Below are 19617 nucleotides of genomic sequence, written 5' to 3'. Positions count from 1 at the left end.
CGCCTTCCATGCCGCAACTCGACCCGCACAGGTTGTGCACCCTGTGCCGAACCTGCGCTTACAGCAAGCGCATGGGTGTCGGCATTGCGAGCTTCACGCTTGCAGCCGGCGCAACAGAACTCCCAGCCGGTCGACTGGCGCAACGCGCTCCAGATCGGAAGCGGATCTGTTCGACGGGTTCCTCTTGCCGGTCGCCCGCACGTCCCGGGGGCTGTACCCAAACTCACGCCTGAAAGCCCGGCTGAATTCTGCAGAGTCCGTGAAGCCGCGCTCCTCGGCAATATCGAGGATACGCCGAGTGTCCCCGGGATCCGCAAGCGCAGCATGGGCGTCGAGCAACCGGCGGCGCTGGATATAGTGCACGACCCCGCCATAAGGCTCGAACAGGCGATAGAGGCGCGAACGGGATATGCCCAATTCGCGCTGCACGCTGGCTACGTCGAGATCGCCAGAGACCATGTTGGCTTGCACGAAGCGACGCGCACGGTCGAGAAGCACATTGGCGATCGTGTCGTCAGCTTCAGCAAGATGATCGGCGGACGGTGCAGTGCAGGCGAGGATCATCGCCCTCGTCGCGGTTATCAGCCTGGGCACGTCCCGAACATCCAGTGACGGAAGACAGCGGGCGATTTGGCCCATGTAGCCGGCGAGAAGCCGGGCCATCGCATCGTCGCGTGCCGCGAACTCGGCTGCTTCCAGCAGGTGGGTCATGCCGCGGAAGAAATCGCGCGGCACGAGCAACTGCAGCACTTCGCTGTCGGTGATACGCCCTTCGAAAACCTTCCCGAGCGGGTGTATCTGAAGCGATCCGGGATGCCCGTCGAATGTTTGCAAAGGGGTGATCGTTCTTGAACTGCCTTTCAGCAGCAGGCTGATCACCCAATGATCGATCGGGTCACGACGTTCGCGTCGCGCCAAGCTCGCGAACCCCAAGGCATCAGTCCTGACACGCGAGAACGCCAGACTGCCGAGGTCCCAGAGCAACTGGTCCCCGGCAAAGGCGACGTCGAGACCGTCCGGTTGAACAAGATCAATCATAGGTGCGTAGCTGGCCCGCCAAGCCATGAACCGTTCCTCGGCAGGAAGGTCCAGTGTCGTGAATTCGAAGGCGGACACCGGACGCGCCTTGGGAACCGGCGGCATGGTTACCCGGTTTGCTACCCGCCTGGCCTCAGGGTCCACCTTGGCCGAGAACAGCGCCCCGGCCGAGTCAGCCTTCACTGCGGCGTTGCCGCTCGACGACAGCCCACGTAGCGACATCTGCTCCTCGCAAGACAGAGTCGCCCCCCGCATCCATCTTGGTTTCTATAAAATATAGGCAGATATATTCAAGCCCTCGCGTCGCTGCTTGAAATCCGAACACTTCGCATGAGCGATTTCTTAATGATGCTGGCAGTTTCCGGCGCTGGTGCTGCCGACGCTTGCGAACGAATTGCTTATGCCGGATGCCCGGCACGAGCGAGAGCTCGCCGTCAATTGTGCCATGGCTCTGTTGCTGGTCTTCGCCGTCTCGACACAAGTGTTGTCGCGCAGCGCAAGATTCCGTCGGGAGCGTCGGCGCCGTCCCTGTTTGGTCGATAGGGCTGGTATGGCGAGGCGCCTCACGTTGACCGCCGTGGCGGTCGTCCCCACGCTATCGGTTCGGGTGGTGACCTGGTCTGCGTGGACGGGCGGGCCCACATTGTCGACGGTGCCGTGCCGATTGAACTCGCTGTCCTCGTTGCGGTCGCAGTAAGCTTCCGGTGGTTTGGTCAGCGGCAGCGCCCCGGATGCATTGGACGGAACCCCCTCGCATTCGCCAGGCACGCATTATCGAAAGTGAGCGAAAGGTTGGCGCGCCGCGCGCAGACAGGCGCGAATTCGCGAGGACAGGCGGCTGGGCGGCCGGCAATCGGCGGCGGGCCTGCACGGCACTGTCCCCGATACACGACCTCGAAGCCCGACGTCCGGGCCAGGCAGGCATTTGTGAAAGTCCGCCGCTGTCCGCCGCGCCGGGCACAGACCGGAGCGAACTCACGTGTGCAGACCGGCGAACGCGCAGGAACCGGACGCTGATCCACGACGACCGTACATGCCGTCGCTGCTGCGACAACGACCAGGAGAGCGAGGAACAAATATGCGCCGGTCGGCATTGCGTCACTCCTGCCCCCGGAGTTTGCTATCGGCCTCTCACGATGGCCTTGACGAAACCCGCCAGCAGGATCAGGAAAAGGCCTCCGAAAAATCCGGCCACTCCGGCTCCGATCAGCACAGCGGGCGTCAACCCGTTTGCAGGGTGGCCGATGAGGCGCCCGACGCCGGGAATGCGCGGGGAAGGCCACACAAAGAGCAGGCCGCCAATGCCGCCGATCGCACCATCGGCCACCCAGCCCCAGCTGAAGCCGCGGACCCGACGGCCCAGCGCGATTCCGGCGGCAGCGCCGCAAAGGAATTCGATGACCAGCAGAATACCGCCCGCTAGCCCTGGCATGGTCGCCAACATTGCACACGGTCTCCTGAACTCTTTGGTCCGGACTTCTTCAGCTTTGGCTTCGGTCGGATAGACGATGACAAGGACATGAACACCACCCTGTCGGGGCCCGCCGTCGACAATGTGCCCGCCTGTCGGACGCGGTTACTCTATCCTTCAACCAGTCGGATGAAATTAGCTCAGAATCCTGCTGGTGTGCTCCGTGTCTCTTTCGGGAAAATGACGAACTGCCCTCTACCCAGCCGGTAAGGTCGCAGGTGTGGTGAGGCAACCGGTCGGGGTCGATCCTGACGGCGCAATGCTTGTTTCGGCCAGCCAAGCGGATTTCGGAAAACTGTCCCGCGGTTTTCCGACAAGAAGCCTGCGGCAAGGGAAGAGCCCAGCCATGTGAAGCGTGGGCGAAGCCACGCAAGCGCGCTTGGAGGCTTACCTCCGAGAAAGCTCACGCTATATCCGGTTTACGGCGGCCTTGCGCTTGATTACACCTAGGCTGTTCGATTCAGGGAAACCGGGTCACCCATGGCCGAAGACCACATCCGCTACGACATTCTCGCCCAGGAGGCTCTGCGCGGCGTCATGCGCAAGGTTCTGGCCGAAGTGGCGCGCACCGGCCTCCCCGGCAACCATCATTTCTTCATCACCTTCCTGACCGGCGCTCCTGGCGTGCGCATCTCGACGCGCCTGCGCGAACGCTACCCCGAGCAGATGACCATTGTGCTCCAGTTCCAGTACTGGGACCTGAAGGTCACCGACACGGGCTTCGAAGTCGGCCTGTCCTTCTCCGACATTCCGGAGAAGCTGGAGATTCCCTTCTCGGCGGTGCGCGGCTTCTACGATCCTTCCGTGAACTTCGAACTCGAATTCGACGTCAAGCCGGAGGCCGTTGCCGAGGCCCCGACCGAGCCGCCGGCGGCGCTGAAGAAATCCGAACCGGCCAAGGCTCCGGCGTCGACCTCGAAGAAGGGCGAGCAGCGCAAGAAAGACGACAGCAAGCAGGCCGAAAAAGAGCCGGCTGACACGGCGACCAAGGGTGCCGACGTCGTCTCGCTCGACGCTTTCCGGAAGAAGTAGCGGGCCCCGATGGCCGAGATCGTCAATCTTCGCATGGCGCGCAAGAGGAAGACGCGCGACGAGAAGGAACGGCTCGCGCAACAGAACCGTCAGCTGCATGGACGCTCGAAAGCCGAGAAGCTGCGGTCCGAAACGGAAGCCGGGAGATCGTCCGCTTTCCTCGACGGTCATCGTCTCGCGCGCAAGGACGAAGACACGCACGGGTGAGTGACGCCGCATGAGCCTCGTCAAGAAGCGCTCGGTGACGATCCGCGGCCATCGCACGAGCTATTCGCTCGAACGGCCCTTCCATGAGGACCTCGTTTCCATCGCCGCCGAACGGGGCGTGACGCTGGCCGCCCTCGTCGCCGAGGTCGACGCCGCCCGCCCCCGCGACGCCAATCTGTCCTCGATGCTGCGCATCCACGTCCTGGAATGGGCGAAACGCGCGAAGTGATCTCACTCGCCGACAGCCGCCTCGCCGGTCGGAAAGCCTTTTGATTGCAGTTGGATAAGGGGTTCGGCCACGCGCGAACCGCCCCTCATCCGCCTGCCCGTCCTCCGCAGCAGCTGCGGAGGGTGGACCGCCACCTTCTCCCCGTAAACGGCTACGGCATGCACATATTCCCTGCGGGCCAAGACGTTGCTTACGGCCACCGGGTCGCCTGCTTGCCCGTGCCTTGTGGCCCTTGCACCCGGGTGACCCCTCATCCGACCTCGCTTCGCGAGGCCACCTTCTCCCACAAGGGGAGAAGGTCGGAGCCTGGCTTTGTCGGCTCTGCAAATCGTCAACGTCGACGATTGGCCGGAGCGCTCCTGCAAGCCTTGCCTTCTCCCCTTGTGGGAGAAGGTGGCCTCGCGAAGCGAGGTCGGATGAGGGGCATTTCGCGGCGTTGCCGAATCCCTTATCCGACTGAAGCAAAACAGATTTCGGCGCTACTTTCATGGCAGGGCGGCGCAACGACCGCAGGAAGGGCCTCTCATTCCGCGCCCTGCAGCGAGCGCAGGAAATCGTCGATCGAGGACGGGTTGATACGACCGGCCCCGCCACCGTCCTCGATAGCCGGCAGGGGTGCCCGCTCGATCTCCGGCTTTTTCGCCTCGGCCTCGTGCTGCGCCCGCTCCTGCTCGGCCATCCTTATGGCCTCCGCGGCCCTTTCCTCGAAGGCCTTCTGGCGTGCAACTTCATCGGCGCGGGCCTTGGCTTCGGCCGCAGCCTTCGCCTCGGCGTCCGCTCTTGCCCTGGCTTCCGCTTCCGCCTTCCGGCGGGCCTCTTCTTCCGCCTTCCGGCGCGCCTCCTCCTCGGCCCGCTTGCGTGCCTCTTCCTCCGCTCGCCGCTTTTCCTCGACGAGACGGTCGCGCTCGGACTGTAGCGCGGCGTAGTAACGGACTTCCCGACGCAGCCTCTGGCGCTCGAGCAACTGGGCTTGCATGGCCTCGACGCGGGCCTGCTCGATCTCCAGCGCGCGCTGCGTCAGGAACTGTGTGAGGGGGGTCAGATCCAGGCGCCCTTGCGCTGTCTGGAGGGGCCCTTCGATCGCATAGCCGACGACCGGCTCGGATCCCGCCAGGGCCTCATCCCCCGGCGCATAGGCGATCTGCCCCGTCGCCGAAACGGTACCGGTATTGGCGTCGGCCTTGAGCTCTGCCGTGAGGGACACGCCCTGCCCGGCGAGCGTCAATGGCGGCGCCCGCAGGATACCGCTGGCCACGGTGAAGGCGATCTCACCGCCGTCCGCCTGGAAGGTGCCGTCTCCAACGATATCAGGCGCGAAGGCGGCGATGTCGGTCGCGCCGATTTCGCGGCCGACCGCGTCGGCCGCGCGGATGAGAGCCGCAAACGCATTAGGATTGACGCCTGGAACGGTCGTGCCGCCGAACGTCACGGTGCCCGAACCGGAGAGCGCCGCGACCATGGCCTCGACGGACTTGCCGCTGGCCGACAAGGTGGCTGTGACATCACCTTTGCCGGCAAGGCCACTGCCGTCGAGCAGCGCGGCGAGATCGGCGCCGGTCAGCTTCATCTGCCCCGAAAACAGGGCGGTGCCGCCATTGTTCTTCAGTTCGCCAAGGCCGCTGAGCACGCCGCCATAGGCCTTGGCGTCGAAATTGGAGACATGCAGGCCTTCCATGTCGAGCCGCGCCGTGGCCGACACATCCGCGGCCGTGCCGAACATTCCGGCCGAGACCGACCCGGCCTTGATGTCGAGCTCGGCGGTGAAGGGCGTCGCCACCTTGTTGCGGAACGCCACGTCGGGCCAGGCGCCGCCGGCACCCTGGATGGACGCCTCGCCGAGCACCGTCGCCACAGCCGGCCACAGGTCGAGGACCTCGGCGGACACCGTGCCGGTGAGATGCGGAACGCCGTCCCTGACGGCCGCGGCGACATCGCCGGAAAGGCGACCCTCGCCCACCGTCCCGCTCAAGCCGGACATGCGCAAGGTGCCGTCGCCGAAGGACGCCTTCGCGGCCAGTTCGACGGGCAGGCCCAGCCCCATGCCGGGCAGCATCATGCCGCTCGTCATCAGCCAGGGCTCGATATCGGTGGCCTCCAGTGTGACGTCGCCCGCCCCCTTCATCTGGCCCTCGGCCATGCGCAGACTGCCGTTGAAGGCGGCCGACATATCCGTGGCCGCGAAATCGAAAGACGTCTCCAGTCCTTTCTCCAGCGTACCCTTGGCGGTGAGCGTGGCTTCGCCGCCGCCGACGGCGCCGAGCGGCAATACGGGCAGGCCGTGGAGCGCCATCAGGGCTTCCGCATTGTCGTTCCTGGCCGAGAAGGAGATCGACAGCGGAGCGGCCGGGTCGATGTCGAGCGCCGTGCCGCCGGCGAGCATCCCCGAAGCGGCGAGGGAAAACGTGCTGCCGCCGGCATCTCCGTTGGCGCTGACGGCGAAGCCTGAAGTCCCGTCGCCATTGGGCGCGGCGGTTCCCACAAGGTCGATCTGCGTATCCTCCAACAGCCCAGGATAGGCGGCCGCGCGCTCGGCCAGAGCGGAGAACAGGAGATTGCCGGGATACTGGCCCGAGACGAGCTTCAAGAGCGGCGTGAGGTCTACGGCGACGATCGACGCGTCGAGCCGGCCGGAAGGATTGCTCGCGATATCCCGCAGCGTACCGGTGGCGCTTACCGTGGAACCCTCCAGCCCGCCGATCGACAGCCTGTCGATCTCGAGCTGCTCGCCGCGCAGGCGCAGTGCGGCATCCACCGTCTCTGCCGTCAATCCACCGGCGGAGACTGGGCCGGCCTTGATCGCCAGGTCGAGATTGCGCGCGGCGAGTTCGGTCAGGCCCCTGCCGCTGACGAACAGCGAGGCGAAGGCGGTCATGCCGTCTATGTCGAGCGCGTCTCCTTCGAGCTTCAGCGCCATCGACGGCTCGGCATCCTGAGGCTGCCGGCTGTCGACCTCGCCGCGAAACCTGGCCTTGCCGAGGATGAGCTCGAGGTCGTGGAAAGCCTGTCGTTCGCGGGTGAGATCGACGCTCGCCTTGAAGCCTGCCGCCGGCAGGCGGCGGATCGCCTCGTCGACGTCGCGCGACAGCCAGGCGGCGAAGCCCGAGGGCTGACCGACGGCGAGCAGCAGCGAGCCCTGGAAGCCGAAATCCTTCGGCGTGCGCAGGAGCCCGCTGGCCTCCAGCGTCGTGCGGCCCGGAAGCGCGGCCGACAGTGCCTTGATGTTCCAGCCCTCGGAAGCCGGTTCGGCCGCGATCCTCACATCGCGGACTGTCGTATCGCCCGCCACGACCGCCGGCAGCGCCAAGTCCACCGTGCCCGGAATGCCCGGCCTCGGCAGGCCCGCCAGCATGCGCTCCAATCCGGCCAGTCGCGTCGCCAGCGTGGCGCCGCTCGCCTTGCCGGGCTCGGCGACCGTTTCGTCGAAGCGGACCTGCGCGCCATGCGCCTCGATCTCGAAATGCGGCGCGGTGCCGAGATCGACCAGACCGGTTCCATCCGCCGTATAGGGATTGTCCAGCGGGCCGGTCTCGAATCGGAACTGCTCGACATCCAGCCGCTGATGGTCGACTGCGAATTTGCCGCTCAGCCGGTAAGGCGGCGGCTCGCGCCCCGATGTCTCCTGCTGTTTGAAGCTCGCGCCATCCGTGCCGCGTAATTGCGTCGTCGCGGCGTCGCCACGTGAATCGACCTTGGCATCGACCTTGAAGGCGCCGGCATAAAGAGCCGCGCCATCCTCCAGCCTGACGTCGCCGTCCATCTCCACCGCCAGCGGATAGATGGCCGGATCGGCGCGGACGCGCAGGCGCATGGCCCTGGTCTCATCGAGCTTGCCCGTGGAGATCTCAACTCTCGTCTCCATGCCGTCGAGCCGCAGCGAGCCTGCGGCCCGCCATGGGCCGGCAAGCGATCGGGCCGAGATGACGGTGTTGATGTCGGACAGCACATGGTCGCGGCCGCCGGCCGCATGCCGGAGCGTTACTTCGCCCTCGGTGACAGTCAGCTTCTCCACCGCGATCTGCCCGGGATCGAAGGGCGAGGACGGCCGCATCGCCCAGTCGACGACGCCGTCGGCGCCGATGCCGATGGTGGCCTTTGGCCGCACCAGGCGCATGTCGAAGATCAGGAACTCGCCGCGCATCAAGGGGGCGAGTTCGGCATCCATGGAGAAGGTCTCGACCGTCATGGCGGGCGTGCCGTCGGGCCCCCCGGCTACCGACACATCGGAAAAGGTCACCGACGGAAACGGCAGCAGGCGAGCCTTGGCCGCACCTTCGACCGTTACCTTGCGGCCGAGGATCGCGCTCGCCTCACGCTCGAAGCTCGACCGGTACGACGTCCAGTCGATGAGATACGGCCCCACCAGCGCCGCTGTCAGCGCCAGCACGATCAATCCACCGACGAGCACAAAAAGCCGTGCCAGCACCCTACTCTCGCAATCGCTTGCCACTTGGAACGAACATGCCGTTCGCGTTCCTACACTCTATCCGCTTCGCCATGTCCATAAAGTGGCAATTGCGCGCATTCCAGACGATCGAGGTGCTTCAGCTCGACTATCCAATCCAGGGAAATACCGGAAAACAACCGCTTCGCACTGCATCGCCCCTCACCGTCCTGCCGGGCCCGGTCCCCGCTGCTTCGCAGCGTCCCGTCTTTCGCTGGCCTTTGATCGTGCCACAGGAACGATGAATCCGCTCCGCGAACCGGCTCCTCACCTCCGTAAGCGGGGAGATAGCCAATCGGGTCTGCGGCAGAGTTCAAGCGCCACATTCGCCAATCGCCGAGGTTTTCCGATTGGCGAAATCAGAGCGGCCGGCCTCTCTCTCCCCGCGTGCGGGGAGAGATGTCCGGCAGGACAGTGAGGGGCAGCACCGCACCTCCTACGCCAGCTCTACGGTCGAAACGATTCGACACCGCCTAAGCCATCAGCGGGCGTCGCGTTTCGCCTGAGCCACCTGCGCGGCCTTGCGTTGCCGACCCCGCTCCATCGGCCGGATCAGGCTGGCGGCTTTTTCGTTGGCGGCCGCCCGCATGCCCCGATGGGCATGACGGGTGTTGAACTCCGGGCCACGCTGCGGCGCCTTGGCCTTGACGGCGAGCGCCTTGTGCGCATTGTCGACCAGCGCCATGCTCGCGGCGAGCTGGCGCCGCCGCCCGGCCTCTGCGTTGAGGCGCCGCACGGCCATGGCAAGAACGGAGAGCTTCGCTTGCGAGCCCGCATCCGACCTGGAAGCCGCCGCGCCCTTCGGCCCGCTCTTGCCGCGCATTTCGCGCCGGCGCCGATGCGCCTCCGACTGCGCCTTGTCGCGCCGTTCGCGCACCAGCTTCACCAGATCGGCAAGTTCGGCGTCCGAAAGCGCCTGGACTGCCGGCTGATGCGACTTATCGACCAGCTCTCGCTCTCCCGCATCCAGCGCGCGGGCCTCCTCCTTGCGGGACATCGCCATGCCGTTTCCTCCTCCAGCCCACCCGACCTGGCAGTCGCGCGCGACTCTCAGGCCAAAAAAAGCCTGGGTCAAGGCGGCGGCGCCCGGCCCAGGGCCGCGACGGGCCAGTGGTGAAAACGTGGCGCCTGGTGACGGTCAGACTCCTGCATTTGGCGGGAAGCTGCTCTTCGTCTCATCCATGGGAACTACCATGGAGCGCCACGCGTGGTGGCTGCCCTACCGATCGCCGAATGAAGTGTTGGGCCAAGCGGATGGTCAGCGTTCAAGTTGGATCGGCTTGAAAGCTGACCAGCGCGTTCGCAAATCGGCATGTCAGGGTCGGCTCCAATCGAAGACCGCACGCCTCAACCATTCGTCGGGAAAGAATGTTGCTCGCCGATACGAGCTCATAGATATGGCTCGCTCCGCGTTGACCGGACAAGCGAACGCTCTCGGCGCTGAAGGTTGCAAGGCTGCCCGGACAGGGCCGGGGCGCCTCGGAGAACCCTTCGTCCGAAACCAACCACTCAGCCACGATCAGCCCGTGAGGCGTGCACGAAACAACGTGCAGCCGTCCAGGCGCGACCTGGTGATATCCCGGAATCCAGCCTGGGTCATCCACGCGCGATATTGACCTTCAGTGTACGACTCGCCGTGGCGATAGAGGTTCAAGAAGGTGAGATTCAGAAAGACACCCTCAGGCGGGCCCAGGCGATCGTCATCGACGACACCCGATCCCGCAATTGCGATCTCGCCTCCGGGTGTGAGGCAACGCGCCGCGTTCAAGATCGACCTGCGCGCCTGATCCGGCGAAAGGACCTGGACGACGGCCTTCAGGATCGCCAGATCGTGCCGACCGATCGATGGCGCGACAGTTATGTCCCCCTCTTCGACAACCACGTCGTCGGCACCGTATTCTGACAGGATAGCTGGCGCGACCGCTGCGACCGCCGGGAGTTCCATCAGCGTCGCCGCGATCTGCGGCCGCCGTTCGCGAAGTCCGACGAGAATGGTCCCGGGGCCCCCACCGATGTCGATCACCGAACCGATCGCCGAGAGGTCTATCTCCCGGGCCAGATGTCGGCCGAAAGTCACCCCGCCCGGTGCGAGCATGCGGCTGAAGGCCGCCGCGGACTCGGGCCCCGCCTCGGAAAAGTCGTGCAGCGCAGCCGGCCGGTTCTGTCGCAGCGACTCAGCGGTCAGCAGATCGGCTCCCCAGAGCTCGCGCAGGAGCGCATGATCGCCGCCGCGATAGGTCGGCTTGGACGCGTCGAGGAAGGCCGACGCTTCGGCTCCGTTGCGAAATTGACCATCCTTGACTTCGAGGAGACCGATGCTGGCGAGCGCGTAGAGGAGTCGCGACAGACGATCGGGCTCGACTTTGAGCGCGGCCCCAAGGCTGTCCGCAGTCACTGTGCTGCCGCCGATCCGGGTGAAGATGCCAAGGTCCACCCCGGCGCGAAGCGCCAAAGCGGAGGGCACCGCTGCGATCAGGTTGTCGATCCGATTGGAATCCACCATGTCACATCTGCCCTTCAGCGATCCAGGACCGACTTGAAGCAGTTCGGGATCGGAGTGTCGTCATGGCGCGATCCTACTGCAGTGAGATGGCCGGAGCCCTACAGATACAGCCCGGCTTGGCTGTAACAGATAGCTCCGCAGCGCATCTGTATCACATCGGATGGTATCGCGTGTGGCTGTGCGGGGAGGCGCAAAGCGGTCAACCGTGACCCTGCGCGCTTGTTTCGCGCCAGCGCATCCTTTCAAATTCTCCTCTCCGGTCCCGCGACGGGGCGGACCCTGGCTGCGCGAACCAGGCATCGGGTTTCCACCACTATGCCGGCATGGGCAGGATCTTCCCCGGGTTCATGATGCCGTCGGGATCGAGGGCCAGCTTGACGGCGCGCATGACCTCGACGGCCGCGCCATGCTCGCGCTCGAGAAAGGCCATCTTGCCCTGGCCGATCCCGTGCTCGCCGGTGCAGGTTCCATCCATGCCGATCGCACGCAGGTTGAGCCGCGCCACGAACTCCTCGGCCCGCGCGATCTCGCGCGGATCATTGACGTCCATGAGCACGAGCACGTGGAAGTTGCCGTCGCCGACATGACCGACGATCGGGGCGACCAGGCCCGTGGCGGCGATGTCGGCTTCCGTCTCGGCGATGCACTCGGCAAGCCGCGAGATCGGAACGCAGACATCGGTCGACAGGCCCTTGGCGCCCGGCCGCAATGTCTGCGACGCCCAATAGGCGTCGTGCCGCGCCTTCCACAGTTTTGCCCTCTCTTCCGCCACCGTCGTCCACAGGAACGGGCCGCCGCCATGCTCGGCGGCGATCTCGCCGAAACTCTCGGCCTGCTCCTTCACCCCGGCCTCGCTGCCGTGGAACTCCACGAACAGGCAGGGGCTCTCGGGATAGTCGAGCTTGGAATAGGTCTTCATCGCCCTCATCTGCAAGGCATTGACCAGTTCGATGCGCGCCACCGGTATGCCCATCTGGATGGTCATGATCACCGCATTGCAGGCGGCCTCGACGCTGGGAAAGGGACAGACGCCGCCGGAGATCGCCTGCGGAATGCCGTAGAGCTTCAAGGTCAGCGTGGTGATGACGCCGAGCGTGCCTTCCGAACCGACCAGAAGGCGCGTCAGATCGTAGCCGGCCGAGGATTTGCGGGCACGCCGGCCCGTGGCGATCTCGCTGCCGCCGGCCATAACAGCGGTCAGGGCCAGCACGTTTTCGCGCATCGTCCCATAGCGTACCGCATTGGTGCCCGAGGCCCGCGTGGCCGCCATGCCGCCAAGCGTAGCATTCGCGCCGGGATCGATCGGGAAGAACAGGCCGGTGTCGCGCAGATGCTGGTTCAGCGCCTCGCGTGTCACACCTGCCTCGACCGTGCAGTCGAGATCCTCGGCATTGACCGACAGGATACGGTTCAGCCCCGACAAGTCGATCGAGATGCCGCCGCCCGGTGCATTCACATGTCCCTCGAGCGAGGTGCCGACGCCGAACGGGATCACCGGCACGCGGTGGGCGGCGCAGATGCGAACGACCTCCTGCACCTCGCCGGCCGATTGCGCGAAGGCGACCCCGTCAGGCGCCTGCGTCGGTATGTAGGTCGTCGTGTGGCCATGCTGCTCGCGCATGGCCTGCCCGGTCTGGAAGCGCTCGCCGAGCCGCTGCTTGAGGATACCGAGCACGGCCGCAATGCCCTCCTCGTTGCGCGCGACAGCCCTGAGGTCGCTGAGAGCCATGGTTTCCTCCGCGTTTGGACCAGTGGCGGTCCTTATGAAGCTGTATTGACCCGGTTACCGCATCGGCCCGGGAATCGGAATCGATTTTCGCCGGGTTCGAGGCGTAGCGCATCCGCCGGAAGATCGTACTCGATTTTCCGAAAGCGCGATGTGCAGATTTGACAGAGCGTCCTTCGTGCGTCCGAAAGGACGCGCTGCGCTCCAGGTGTGCTAGAGCGTGTTTTGCGCTTCAGGAATCGCGCGGCACTCTGTAGCCCGCTCAAGTTCATCTGCACCATGCCGAGAGGAATTTCATGACCCAGCCCGCCCCTTTCGTTTCCCGTGTCATGGAGGTCGAGAAGGACTGGATCGACTACAACGGCCATATGAACATGGCCTATTACAATGTGCTGTTCGACCGTTGCTCGGACGAAGCCTTCGACGCGATGGGCCTCGGCGCGGACTATGCGCGGGACCGCAAGCTGACCATCTACACGGCCGAGGTCCATGTCTGCTACGTTCAGGAACTGCATCTGGCCGACAGGGTGACCGTCACCTGGCAATTGCTCGACCATGACGAGAAAAGGCTGCGTGCCTACCAGGAAATCCGCCATGTCGACGGCTGGCTTGCCGCGACCTCCGAAACGCTGTCGCTACATATCGACATGGCAGGCCCCAAGGTCGCGCCCTTCCCCGCCGACATCCAGCCGAGGGTCGAGGCGATGCGCGCCGCCCATGCCGGCTTGCCGATGCCGGAACGGGCCGGCCGCTCGATCGCGATCAAGCGCAGGACCGCCTAGGCATGCCCCCCGAAAGGGTTTAGCGGTTCCGCGCAAAAAAGAGATGCGCTACCCAGGAACCTACGACCTTCGCGTGGAACCCTCCTTCACGCGACACTCTGCGAGTATCTGCCCTCAAGCAAAGTGTGGAGCGGCCACGCCGCGCGGGTACTTGATCGTGACAGCGATCGCGGGACAAGATCGGACCATCAGTTCACTGCGGGCATCGGGGCGCCGGGGTGAGGAACCGTGACGACGACAGACATTCATGCGACCGCCGAGAAGCTGGCCGCGGATCCTCGACTGACCGACGATGACCTGCGGCACACGCTGCAGAACATCGATGGCGAGATCTCGCGTATCGTCTCCGTCAGAAAGCCGATCCCCATCGACATCCTGCGCTGGCGCCGTGTCGTCAAGCACGCCCGATCGAAGCGCCTGGGAATGTGATTCGAAGGCGTCGGGCGTGATCTCATCGATCGGGGTCCTCCCCGATATCTGGCAGGCGCGGCGGGACGGGTGACGATTGCACGATGGCCGTGTTGGTCATCGCATAAGGGATGATCCGGTCGATTACCGCTTCCAGATCGCCGACGGAACGCACATGGACGCGGGCGACGAAACAGTCCTCGCCGGTCACGCGATCGCAGCTTACCACCTGCGGAATGGCCTTGATGATCTCGCTCACCCGGGCCAACTCGCCCGGGACCGGCCGGATCCTCAGCCATGCCGACAGCCGCAGGCCGAAGGCCGCCGGATCGATCCGGATCGTGTAGCCCTCGATCGTCCCATTGTCCTGGAGCCGCCTGATCCGCTCCGAAACGCTGGGGGCCGACATGCCCACGGCCCGCGCGATCTCGGCGACGCTCGTTCGGGCATCGTCGGCCAGGATTCGCAGGATACGCGTATCGACCCCGTCGTGACCGGTATTTTCGCTTCGAAGGCGATTTGCCATTTCGACCTCCGTATCGACGCCAACATCAGTTTTTCACCATAGCATTATCCATATAATTCGAGCAAACAGCCTGCGATACTTGGGTTCAGGAATACAACAGGAATGCCCGTTTCTCGAACAGCAGGCAGTTGGCAATCCGCTCCGCCGCGGACACTGCCTCGTGGAGGCTCCCATGCAGGCAGCAACCGGCACCGCTTCGCGCCTGGCGCAATCCGTTCCGCCGCAGCTCTGGTTCGGCATCAGCGCCGTCTTCCACTATCTGGGCCCCGCCTTCGCGGTGCTCCTCTTCCCGTCCATCGGCGTGCTGGGCGTCGCCTGGCTGCGCATCGCGACGGCAGCAGCCGCCTTCGCCCCCTTCACCCGGCCGTGGCGGACATTCGCCGTGGCCGACATTGAGACGCGACTGCTGCTCGTCGCCTTCGGCGCCTGCCTTGCCCTGATGAACTGCTCCTTCTATCTCGCCCTCGAACGCCTGCCGATGTCCCTGGTCGCCGCGATCGAATTCGTCGGCACGATCGCGCTGGCCCTGGCCGGGCTGCGCACAGGGCGCAACCTCCTTGCGCTCGTCATGGCCGTTGTCGGCACCTTCTGCCTGTTGGACCCGCAATGGGCGAGCGATCCGGCCGGCTTGTTCTGGGCATTGCTGAACGGCGTGCTGTTCGTGGGTTATGTCGTGCTCGGCCACCGCCTTGCCCACCGGGGCGCGGGCGGCGGCATTGCCGGGCTCGGGGCGGCGATGGCCATCGCCTTGCTGTTCGTCCTGCCTTTCGGCCTGCGCGAGGCGACCACCGCCCTCACCTCGCCGATCCTGCTCGGTGCGGCGATCGGCGTCGGCATCTGCTCGTCGGTCATCCCCTACATCTGCGACCAGATGGCCATGGCCCGGCTGCCGCGTGCGAGTTTTGCGCTGATGCTGGCGCTGTTGCCGCTCAGCGCCACATTGATCGGCATCATTGTCCTGCGGCAGTTTCCCGACATGCGCGACGTGCTCGGCATTGCGCTGGTGGTCTCGGGCGTTGCCCTGCACAGGCCGCCGCCCGACCCGCCCGGCTGAAGCAACGGGCCGTCGCGAGACGCGGCGCAGCCGGCATGATCAAGTCGCGAGACTCAGCTTGTTGCTCTCCGCCAGACGGTCACGACGCCATCCGCGAGGCCGGTGACCGGATCGCTCTCGGGCAGGCCGACCCTCCCGATCTCGGCGGCGATCCGCTTGTCGTCCAGTTCTCCGGACCTTACGATGTTGCCCTGCTGTCCCGGCGGATAACCACCCGCCATCAGGAAATCGTCCGTGGCCTGGATCTTCCTGTGGCCGACCCCGGCGGGAACCACCGCCACATCGCCCCGCTCGACGTCGATCACGATCCCTGCATCGCCGCCAAAACCGATGCGCGCCCGACCGCCGACACAGCCCAGCACTTCATGGCCGTGCGTATGGAAATGCCAGAAGGGGTAGACCGTATAGACCCATGTGCCGCTCCAGCCGTTGCGGCGGTAGAGGGCGCATGCCGGCCCCCCTTCGCGCGCCGCGCCGGGCAGGCGGTCCTTCCATATCACAAGCGGCAACGAGCTGTTCGGTATGCCGCCGTCCGCTTCGAACACACGTATCAACGATGGCGCCATCTATGCCAGCTTCTCCTTGAAGAAGGCGATCGTGCGGCTCCAGGCGAGATCGGCCGCCTCTTCATTGTAGCGCGCTTCGGATGTCTCGTTGTTGAAGGCGTGCTGGACGCCCTCATACATGAAGATCTGATACTCCTTGCCTTCGGCATCCAGTTCCTTCCGGAAGTCGGGGATGCCGGCATTGATGCGCTCGTCCAGCCCGGCATAGTGCAGGAGAAGAGGCGCGCTGATCCTGGCGATCTCGGCAGCGTCTTTCGGCTGCATTCCGTAATAGGCGACGGCCGCATCGAGATCGGGGGCTGCAACGGCCAGCGCATTCACCGTGCCGCCGCCCCAGCAGAAGCCGACCGCGCCGACCTTGCCGTTCGAGGCGGCATCGCCCTTCAGGAAAGCGACGGTGGCGACGCCGTCCGCGACGACCCGGGCCATATCGAGCTGATTGAAGAGGTCGCGCGCCTTGTCGTCGTCGGCGGGCGTGCCGCCCAGCGGCGACATGAAGTCGGGTGCGAGCACGAGGAACCCTTCGAGCGCGATGCGTCGCGCGACGTCGCGAATGTGGGGATTGAGGCCGCGATTCTCATGCACCACGATGACGGCGGGCAGCTTTCCGGCCGCATCGGCCTGCCGCACCAGATAGCCTTTCATCTCGCCGGAACTACCGGGATAGGTGACGTCTTCGCCTTTGAGACGATTGTCGTCCTCCGCCACCATGGCCGCATGCGCCGGATCTGCGGCGAGCAGCGGCGCGATTGCTGCCGCCGCCGCGGCGGAGCCGGCAAGCTTGGTCAGCGTTTCCATGAAACGGCGGCGGTCGAGAGTCACATGGGTGAATTCGTCATAGGCGTCGATCATCGCCTGGGTGATGATTGGCATGGCGTTCCCTTTCCGCACTTGAAGACCGGAAAGTTAGAGCCCTCGCCTCACCCATCCAATCAAGCCTTGGTGAAGGCCGGCGCCGACCGATGGCCCCGCCGGACCGTAGCTCGGGGAACCGCTATCGCGCAGATAGGCTGCGCCTCGGCAGGTTCTGGGGAAATGCAATCCTCGTCAAAGGTCCTGAGCGCCCCAAAATCGCAGGACGCCTCATAATGGATGGAGCGCCCTAAGCCGAGGCTGCCTCCAGGGCAGCGACCACAAAGGCGATCAACAGCAATGCAAGGACCAGCAACGAGGCGCTCTGCCCGGCCTGCAACCGAAAACCATTGCCGCTCAGATGAGCCGCCAATACCAGCATGTCCATTGCACTCTCCCGTGGACGCGTTGTTTCGTGCCTTGGTCGATCCGGCAGCCGGGCAATCGACATCAGGGCGACGGAATTTTCGTCGTGCTCTCTCGTCGGGAATTTTTTCCCGGCGCTTGTCGAATCCGGGCTTCCACGCACGACCATCAGCGTCGACAATCCCGCGGAGCCATAGGAGCGCGAAATGAAATATCTCTGCCTTGTCTATTTCGAAGCGAAGGATCTTCAGGCGCTAAGCCCGAGCGAGGATGCCACGCTCACGCGCGACTCGCTGGCCTATGACCAGGAACTCGACAAGGCCGGCCACCTCATCCTCGCCCATGCGCTCGAGCCGGTCTCCACGGCGACCACGGTGCGGGTCCGCGACGGCAGGATGTCGACGACGGACGGCCCCTTCGCCGAAACCAAGGAGATCCTGGGCGGCTTCATCCTGATCGAAGCGAAAGACCTCGACCAGGCAATCCACATCGCCGCCGGAATACCGCTGGCCAAGCTCGGCAGCATCGAGGTACGGCCAATCATGGATCTCTGAGGGCGCGATGGAGCCCCCCGCCGAACCGATGCGCGAGACCATCGAGGCCGTGTATCGCTCGGAATCACGGCGCGTGCTCGCGACCTTGATCCGTCTCCTCGGCGATTTCGATCTCGCCGAGGAGGCCCTGCATGACGCCTTCGTTGCGGCGGCAAGGCAATGGCCGCGCGACGGCCTTCCCGGCAATCCGTGCAGCTGGCTGATCTCGGCGGGCAGGTTCGGCGCGATCGACCGCCTGCGCCGGCGCAGCCGTTTCGACGCCTCGCTGACCGAACTCGCCCTGCGCCTGGAACAGGACATGGCCGCGTCTCCGGACGAGCAGGAAGACATAGAGGACGACCGGCTGAGGCTGATCTTCACCTGCTGCCACCCCGCGATCGGGCCGGATGCCCAGGTCGCGCTGACGCTGCGCGAAATCTGCGGCCTCACGACGGAAGAGATCGCCCGGGCGTTCCTCGCCACGCCCCCGGCGATCGCCCAGCGCATCGTGCGGGCGAAGGCCAAGATCCGCGACGCCCGCATTCCCTATGAGGTGCCGGATCGCAACGAGCTGCCAGGCCGGCTGGAGACCGTGCTGCACGTCGTCTATCTCGTCTTCAACGAAGGCTATTCGGCGTCGTCGGGCGAAATCCTGACCCGCCATGACCTCAGCGACGAGGCGATCCGCCTCGGGCGGCTTGTCGTGGAGGTTCTGCCCGAACCGGAGGCGATCGGACTGCTCGCCCTGATGCTGCTTCACGAATCGCGGCGCGCAGCCCGCACGTCGCCGTCCGGTGAGATCGTTCTCTTCGCCGACCAGGACCGCTCGCTCTGGAACAAGGGCCAGATCGCCGAAGGCACACGGCTGGCGGAGCGGACGCTGTCCTTGGGACGTTTCGGTCCCTACTGCATCCAGGCGGCGATCGCCGCAAAGCACGCCAGCGCGATCCATGCAGATGCGACCGACTGGCACGCGATCGCAAGCCTCTACGACCTTTTGCTCAAGGCCGAACCGTCGCCGGTCGTCGAGCTCAACCGTGCCGTGGCGGTCGCCATGCGCGACGGGCCAGAGGCCGGCATCGCCCTCATCGACGCCATCCTGGCGCGCGGCGATCTCGATCGGTACCACCTGGCCCATTCCGCGAGAGCCGACCTCTTGAGGCGCCTCGGCCGCAATGATGAAGCACGAACGGCCTATGAGCGGGCCTTGTCGCTCGCGACCCAGGAACCGGAACGACGCTTCCTGCGGAAGAGGATCGAGGAAACGAGCGGCGCACAGCAAAGCTGACGGTCTCTTCCCCTGTTCGCTATCGGCTACTCGCTATTCGCTTGGTTTCACCAAAACTCCGGCACCGTGATCGCCTGGTCCTGCTTGCTGTGCAGCAGCGAGGCGAACCGGCTCTGGTGATAAAGCAAGGGCTGGCCGAATTTGCCGGCGTCGATGTGGAAGAGTTGGCCGACGAAGAGCGTGTGATCGCCGCATTCGTGCTCGGCCACGACATCGGCGGCCATATGCGCCAGCGCGTCCCGCAGCATGGGCAGGCCGTGGATCCAGCCCAGATCGATGATGGCCCTCGGGCTGGGACGGCCCGAGAAATGGATGGCCACCTCGCTCTGGTGATGGGCCAGCACATTGACCACGAAGCGTCGCGTTTCGCTGATGAGCCCATGCATGCGGGCGCGCTTGGCGATGGAGACGACACAGAGCGGCGGCTCGAGCGAGCCGGACATGAAGGCGTTGGCCGTCATGCCGCGCATCTCGCCGGCGTGGATCGTCGATATGACGGCAACGCCGGTGGCGAACTGGCCCATGACCCGTCGGAATTCGAGCGGGTCGATGTGGACCGGAACCTGCTGGGGTTCGTCGCCCTCGACGCTCATCG

Annotated in this window: 20 protein-coding genes; 8 read left to right on the top strand and 12 right to left on the bottom strand. The window is 65.2% G+C overall.

The window, feature by feature from the left end; genetic code table 11:
* Positions 1-93: 93 nt before the first annotated feature.
* The 3 genes from JN280_RS19195 to JN280_RS19190 form a co-directional block, all read right to left on the bottom strand.
* Complete coding sequence (locus JN280_RS19195) at positions 94-1260, bottom strand: helix-turn-helix domain-containing protein (protein WP_244743427.1); 1167 nt, start codon at positions 1258-1260, stop codon at positions 94-96.
* A gap of 491 nt (positions 1261-1751) precedes the next feature.
* Positions 1752-2132, bottom strand: coding sequence for a Kazal-type serine protease inhibitor domain-containing protein (locus JN280_RS40310; RefSeq protein ID WP_446720831.1), 381 nt, complete (start codon positions 2130-2132; stop codon positions 1752-1754).
* Positions 2133-2158: 26 nt separating this feature from the next.
* Entirely contained in the window at positions 2159-2482 is a 324-nt protein-coding gene (locus tag JN280_RS19190; RefSeq protein WP_202314338.1) for a hypothetical protein, read from the bottom strand.
* 507 nt (positions 2483-2989) lie between these two features.
* Between JN280_RS19190 and JN280_RS19185 the strand changes: the two genes are divergently transcribed.
* The 3 genes from JN280_RS19185 to JN280_RS19175 are packed head-to-tail and all read left to right on the top strand — an operon-like array spanning position 2990 to position 3977.
* Positions 2990-3541: an SspB family protein gene (locus JN280_RS19185; protein ID WP_202314337.1), complete on the top strand. Its 552-nt coding sequence runs from the start codon at positions 2990-2992 to the stop codon at positions 3539-3541.
* Positions 3542-3550: 9 nt separating this feature from the next.
* Positions 3551-3748 carry a DUF4169 family protein gene (locus JN280_RS19180; RefSeq protein ID WP_202314336.1) on the top strand — a complete coding sequence of 66 codons (198 nt, stop codon included), beginning with the start codon at positions 3551-3553 and terminating at the stop codon, positions 3746-3748.
* A gap of 10 nt (positions 3749-3758) precedes the next feature.
* A complete protein-coding gene (locus JN280_RS19175; protein WP_202314335.1) occupies positions 3759-3977 on the top strand; it encodes a ribbon-helix-helix domain-containing protein in 219 nt (72 codons plus the stop codon).
* 523 nt (positions 3978-4500) lie between these two features.
* Here JN280_RS19175 and JN280_RS19170 read toward each other — a convergent pair.
* From JN280_RS19170 to JN280_RS19155, 4 genes are all read right to left on the bottom strand, one after another.
* Positions 4501-8400 carry an AsmA family protein gene (locus JN280_RS19170; RefSeq protein WP_202314334.1) on the bottom strand — a complete coding sequence of 1300 codons (3900 nt, stop codon included), beginning with the start codon at positions 8398-8400 and terminating at the stop codon, positions 4501-4503.
* 499 nt (positions 8401-8899) lie between these two features.
* Positions 8900-9421 (bottom strand): hypothetical protein, encoded by a 522-nt coding sequence (locus JN280_RS19165; RefSeq protein WP_202314333.1) that lies wholly within the window; start codon positions 9419-9421, stop codon positions 8900-8902.
* A gap of 516 nt (positions 9422-9937) precedes the next feature.
* Positions 9938-10921: a methyltransferase gene (locus JN280_RS19160; RefSeq protein WP_202314332.1), complete on the bottom strand. Its 984-nt coding sequence runs from the start codon at positions 10919-10921 to the stop codon at positions 9938-9940.
* A gap of 313 nt (positions 10922-11234) precedes the next feature.
* Entirely contained in the window at positions 11235-12650 is a 1416-nt protein-coding gene (locus JN280_RS19155; RefSeq protein ID WP_202314331.1) for an FAD-binding oxidoreductase, read from the bottom strand.
* A 293-nt stretch (positions 12651-12943) separates the two neighbouring features.
* Between JN280_RS19155 and JN280_RS19150 the strand changes: the two genes are divergently transcribed.
* Both JN280_RS19150 and JN280_RS19145 read left to right on the top strand, forming a co-directional pair.
* Complete coding sequence (locus tag JN280_RS19150; protein ID WP_202314329.1) at positions 12944-13429, top strand: thioesterase family protein; 486 nt, start codon at positions 12944-12946, stop codon at positions 13427-13429.
* Between the two features lie 228 nt (positions 13430-13657).
* Positions 13658-13858: a hypothetical protein gene (locus JN280_RS19145; RefSeq protein ID WP_202314328.1), complete on the top strand. Its 201-nt coding sequence runs from the start codon at positions 13658-13660 to the stop codon at positions 13856-13858.
* 22 nt (positions 13859-13880) lie between these two features.
* Here JN280_RS19145 and JN280_RS19140 read toward each other — a convergent pair whose 3' ends face one another.
* Entirely contained in the window at positions 13881-14363 is a 483-nt protein-coding gene (locus JN280_RS19140; protein WP_202314327.1) for an Lrp/AsnC family transcriptional regulator, read from the bottom strand.
* Positions 14364-14535: 172 nt separating this feature from the next.
* Between JN280_RS19140 and JN280_RS19135 the strand changes: the two genes are divergently transcribed.
* Positions 14536-15417, top strand: coding sequence for an EamA family transporter (locus JN280_RS19135; RefSeq protein ID WP_202314326.1), 882 nt, complete (start codon positions 14536-14538; stop codon positions 15415-15417).
* A 53-nt stretch (positions 15418-15470) separates the two neighbouring features.
* Here JN280_RS19135 and JN280_RS19130 read toward each other — a convergent pair whose 3' ends face one another.
* From JN280_RS19130 to JN280_RS19120, 3 genes are all read right to left on the bottom strand, one after another.
* The gene (locus JN280_RS19130; RefSeq protein ID WP_202314325.1) at positions 15471-15983 is read right to left on the bottom strand and encodes a hypothetical protein; all 513 of its coding nucleotides are present in this window, start codon (positions 15981-15983) and stop codon (positions 15471-15473) included.
* On the bottom strand, positions 15984-16856 hold the full coding sequence (locus JN280_RS19125) for a dienelactone hydrolase family protein (protein ID WP_244743425.1): 873 nt from the start codon (positions 16854-16856) through the stop codon (positions 15984-15986). It abuts the gene before it with no gap.
* Positions 16857-17085: 229 nt separating this feature from the next.
* Positions 17086-17223 carry a hypothetical protein gene (locus tag JN280_RS19120; RefSeq protein WP_202314324.1) on the bottom strand — a complete coding sequence of 46 codons (138 nt, stop codon included), beginning with the start codon at positions 17221-17223 and terminating at the stop codon, positions 17086-17088.
* Positions 17224-17407: 184 nt separating this feature from the next.
* Here JN280_RS19120 and JN280_RS19115 point away from each other — a divergent pair, with 184 nt between their 5' ends.
* Positions 17408-17755, top strand: a complete 348-nt coding sequence (locus JN280_RS19115; RefSeq protein WP_202314323.1) for a YciI family protein — start codon at positions 17408-17410, stop codon at positions 17753-17755.
* A gap of 28 nt (positions 17756-17783) precedes the next feature.
* A complete protein-coding gene (locus tag JN280_RS19110) occupies positions 17784-19022 on the top strand; it encodes an RNA polymerase sigma factor (protein WP_202314880.1) in 1239 nt (412 codons plus the stop codon).
* A gap of 47 nt (positions 19023-19069) precedes the next feature.
* On the opposite strand, the gene JN280_RS19105 is transcribed toward JN280_RS19110, so the two are convergent.
* A complete protein-coding gene (locus JN280_RS19105) occupies positions 19070-19615 on the bottom strand; it encodes a flavin reductase family protein (RefSeq protein WP_202314321.1) in 546 nt (181 codons plus the stop codon).
* Between the last annotated feature and the right edge of the window lie 2 nt (positions 19616-19617).

The sequence above is a fragment of the Mesorhizobium sp. L-8-10 genome, assembly GCF_016756635.1.
Classification (GTDB): Bacteria; Pseudomonadota; Alphaproteobacteria; order Rhizobiales; family Rhizobiaceae.
The sequence above is the reverse complement of the archived record's forward strand: the minus strand, read 5'-3'. Positions and strand labels throughout refer to the sequence as shown.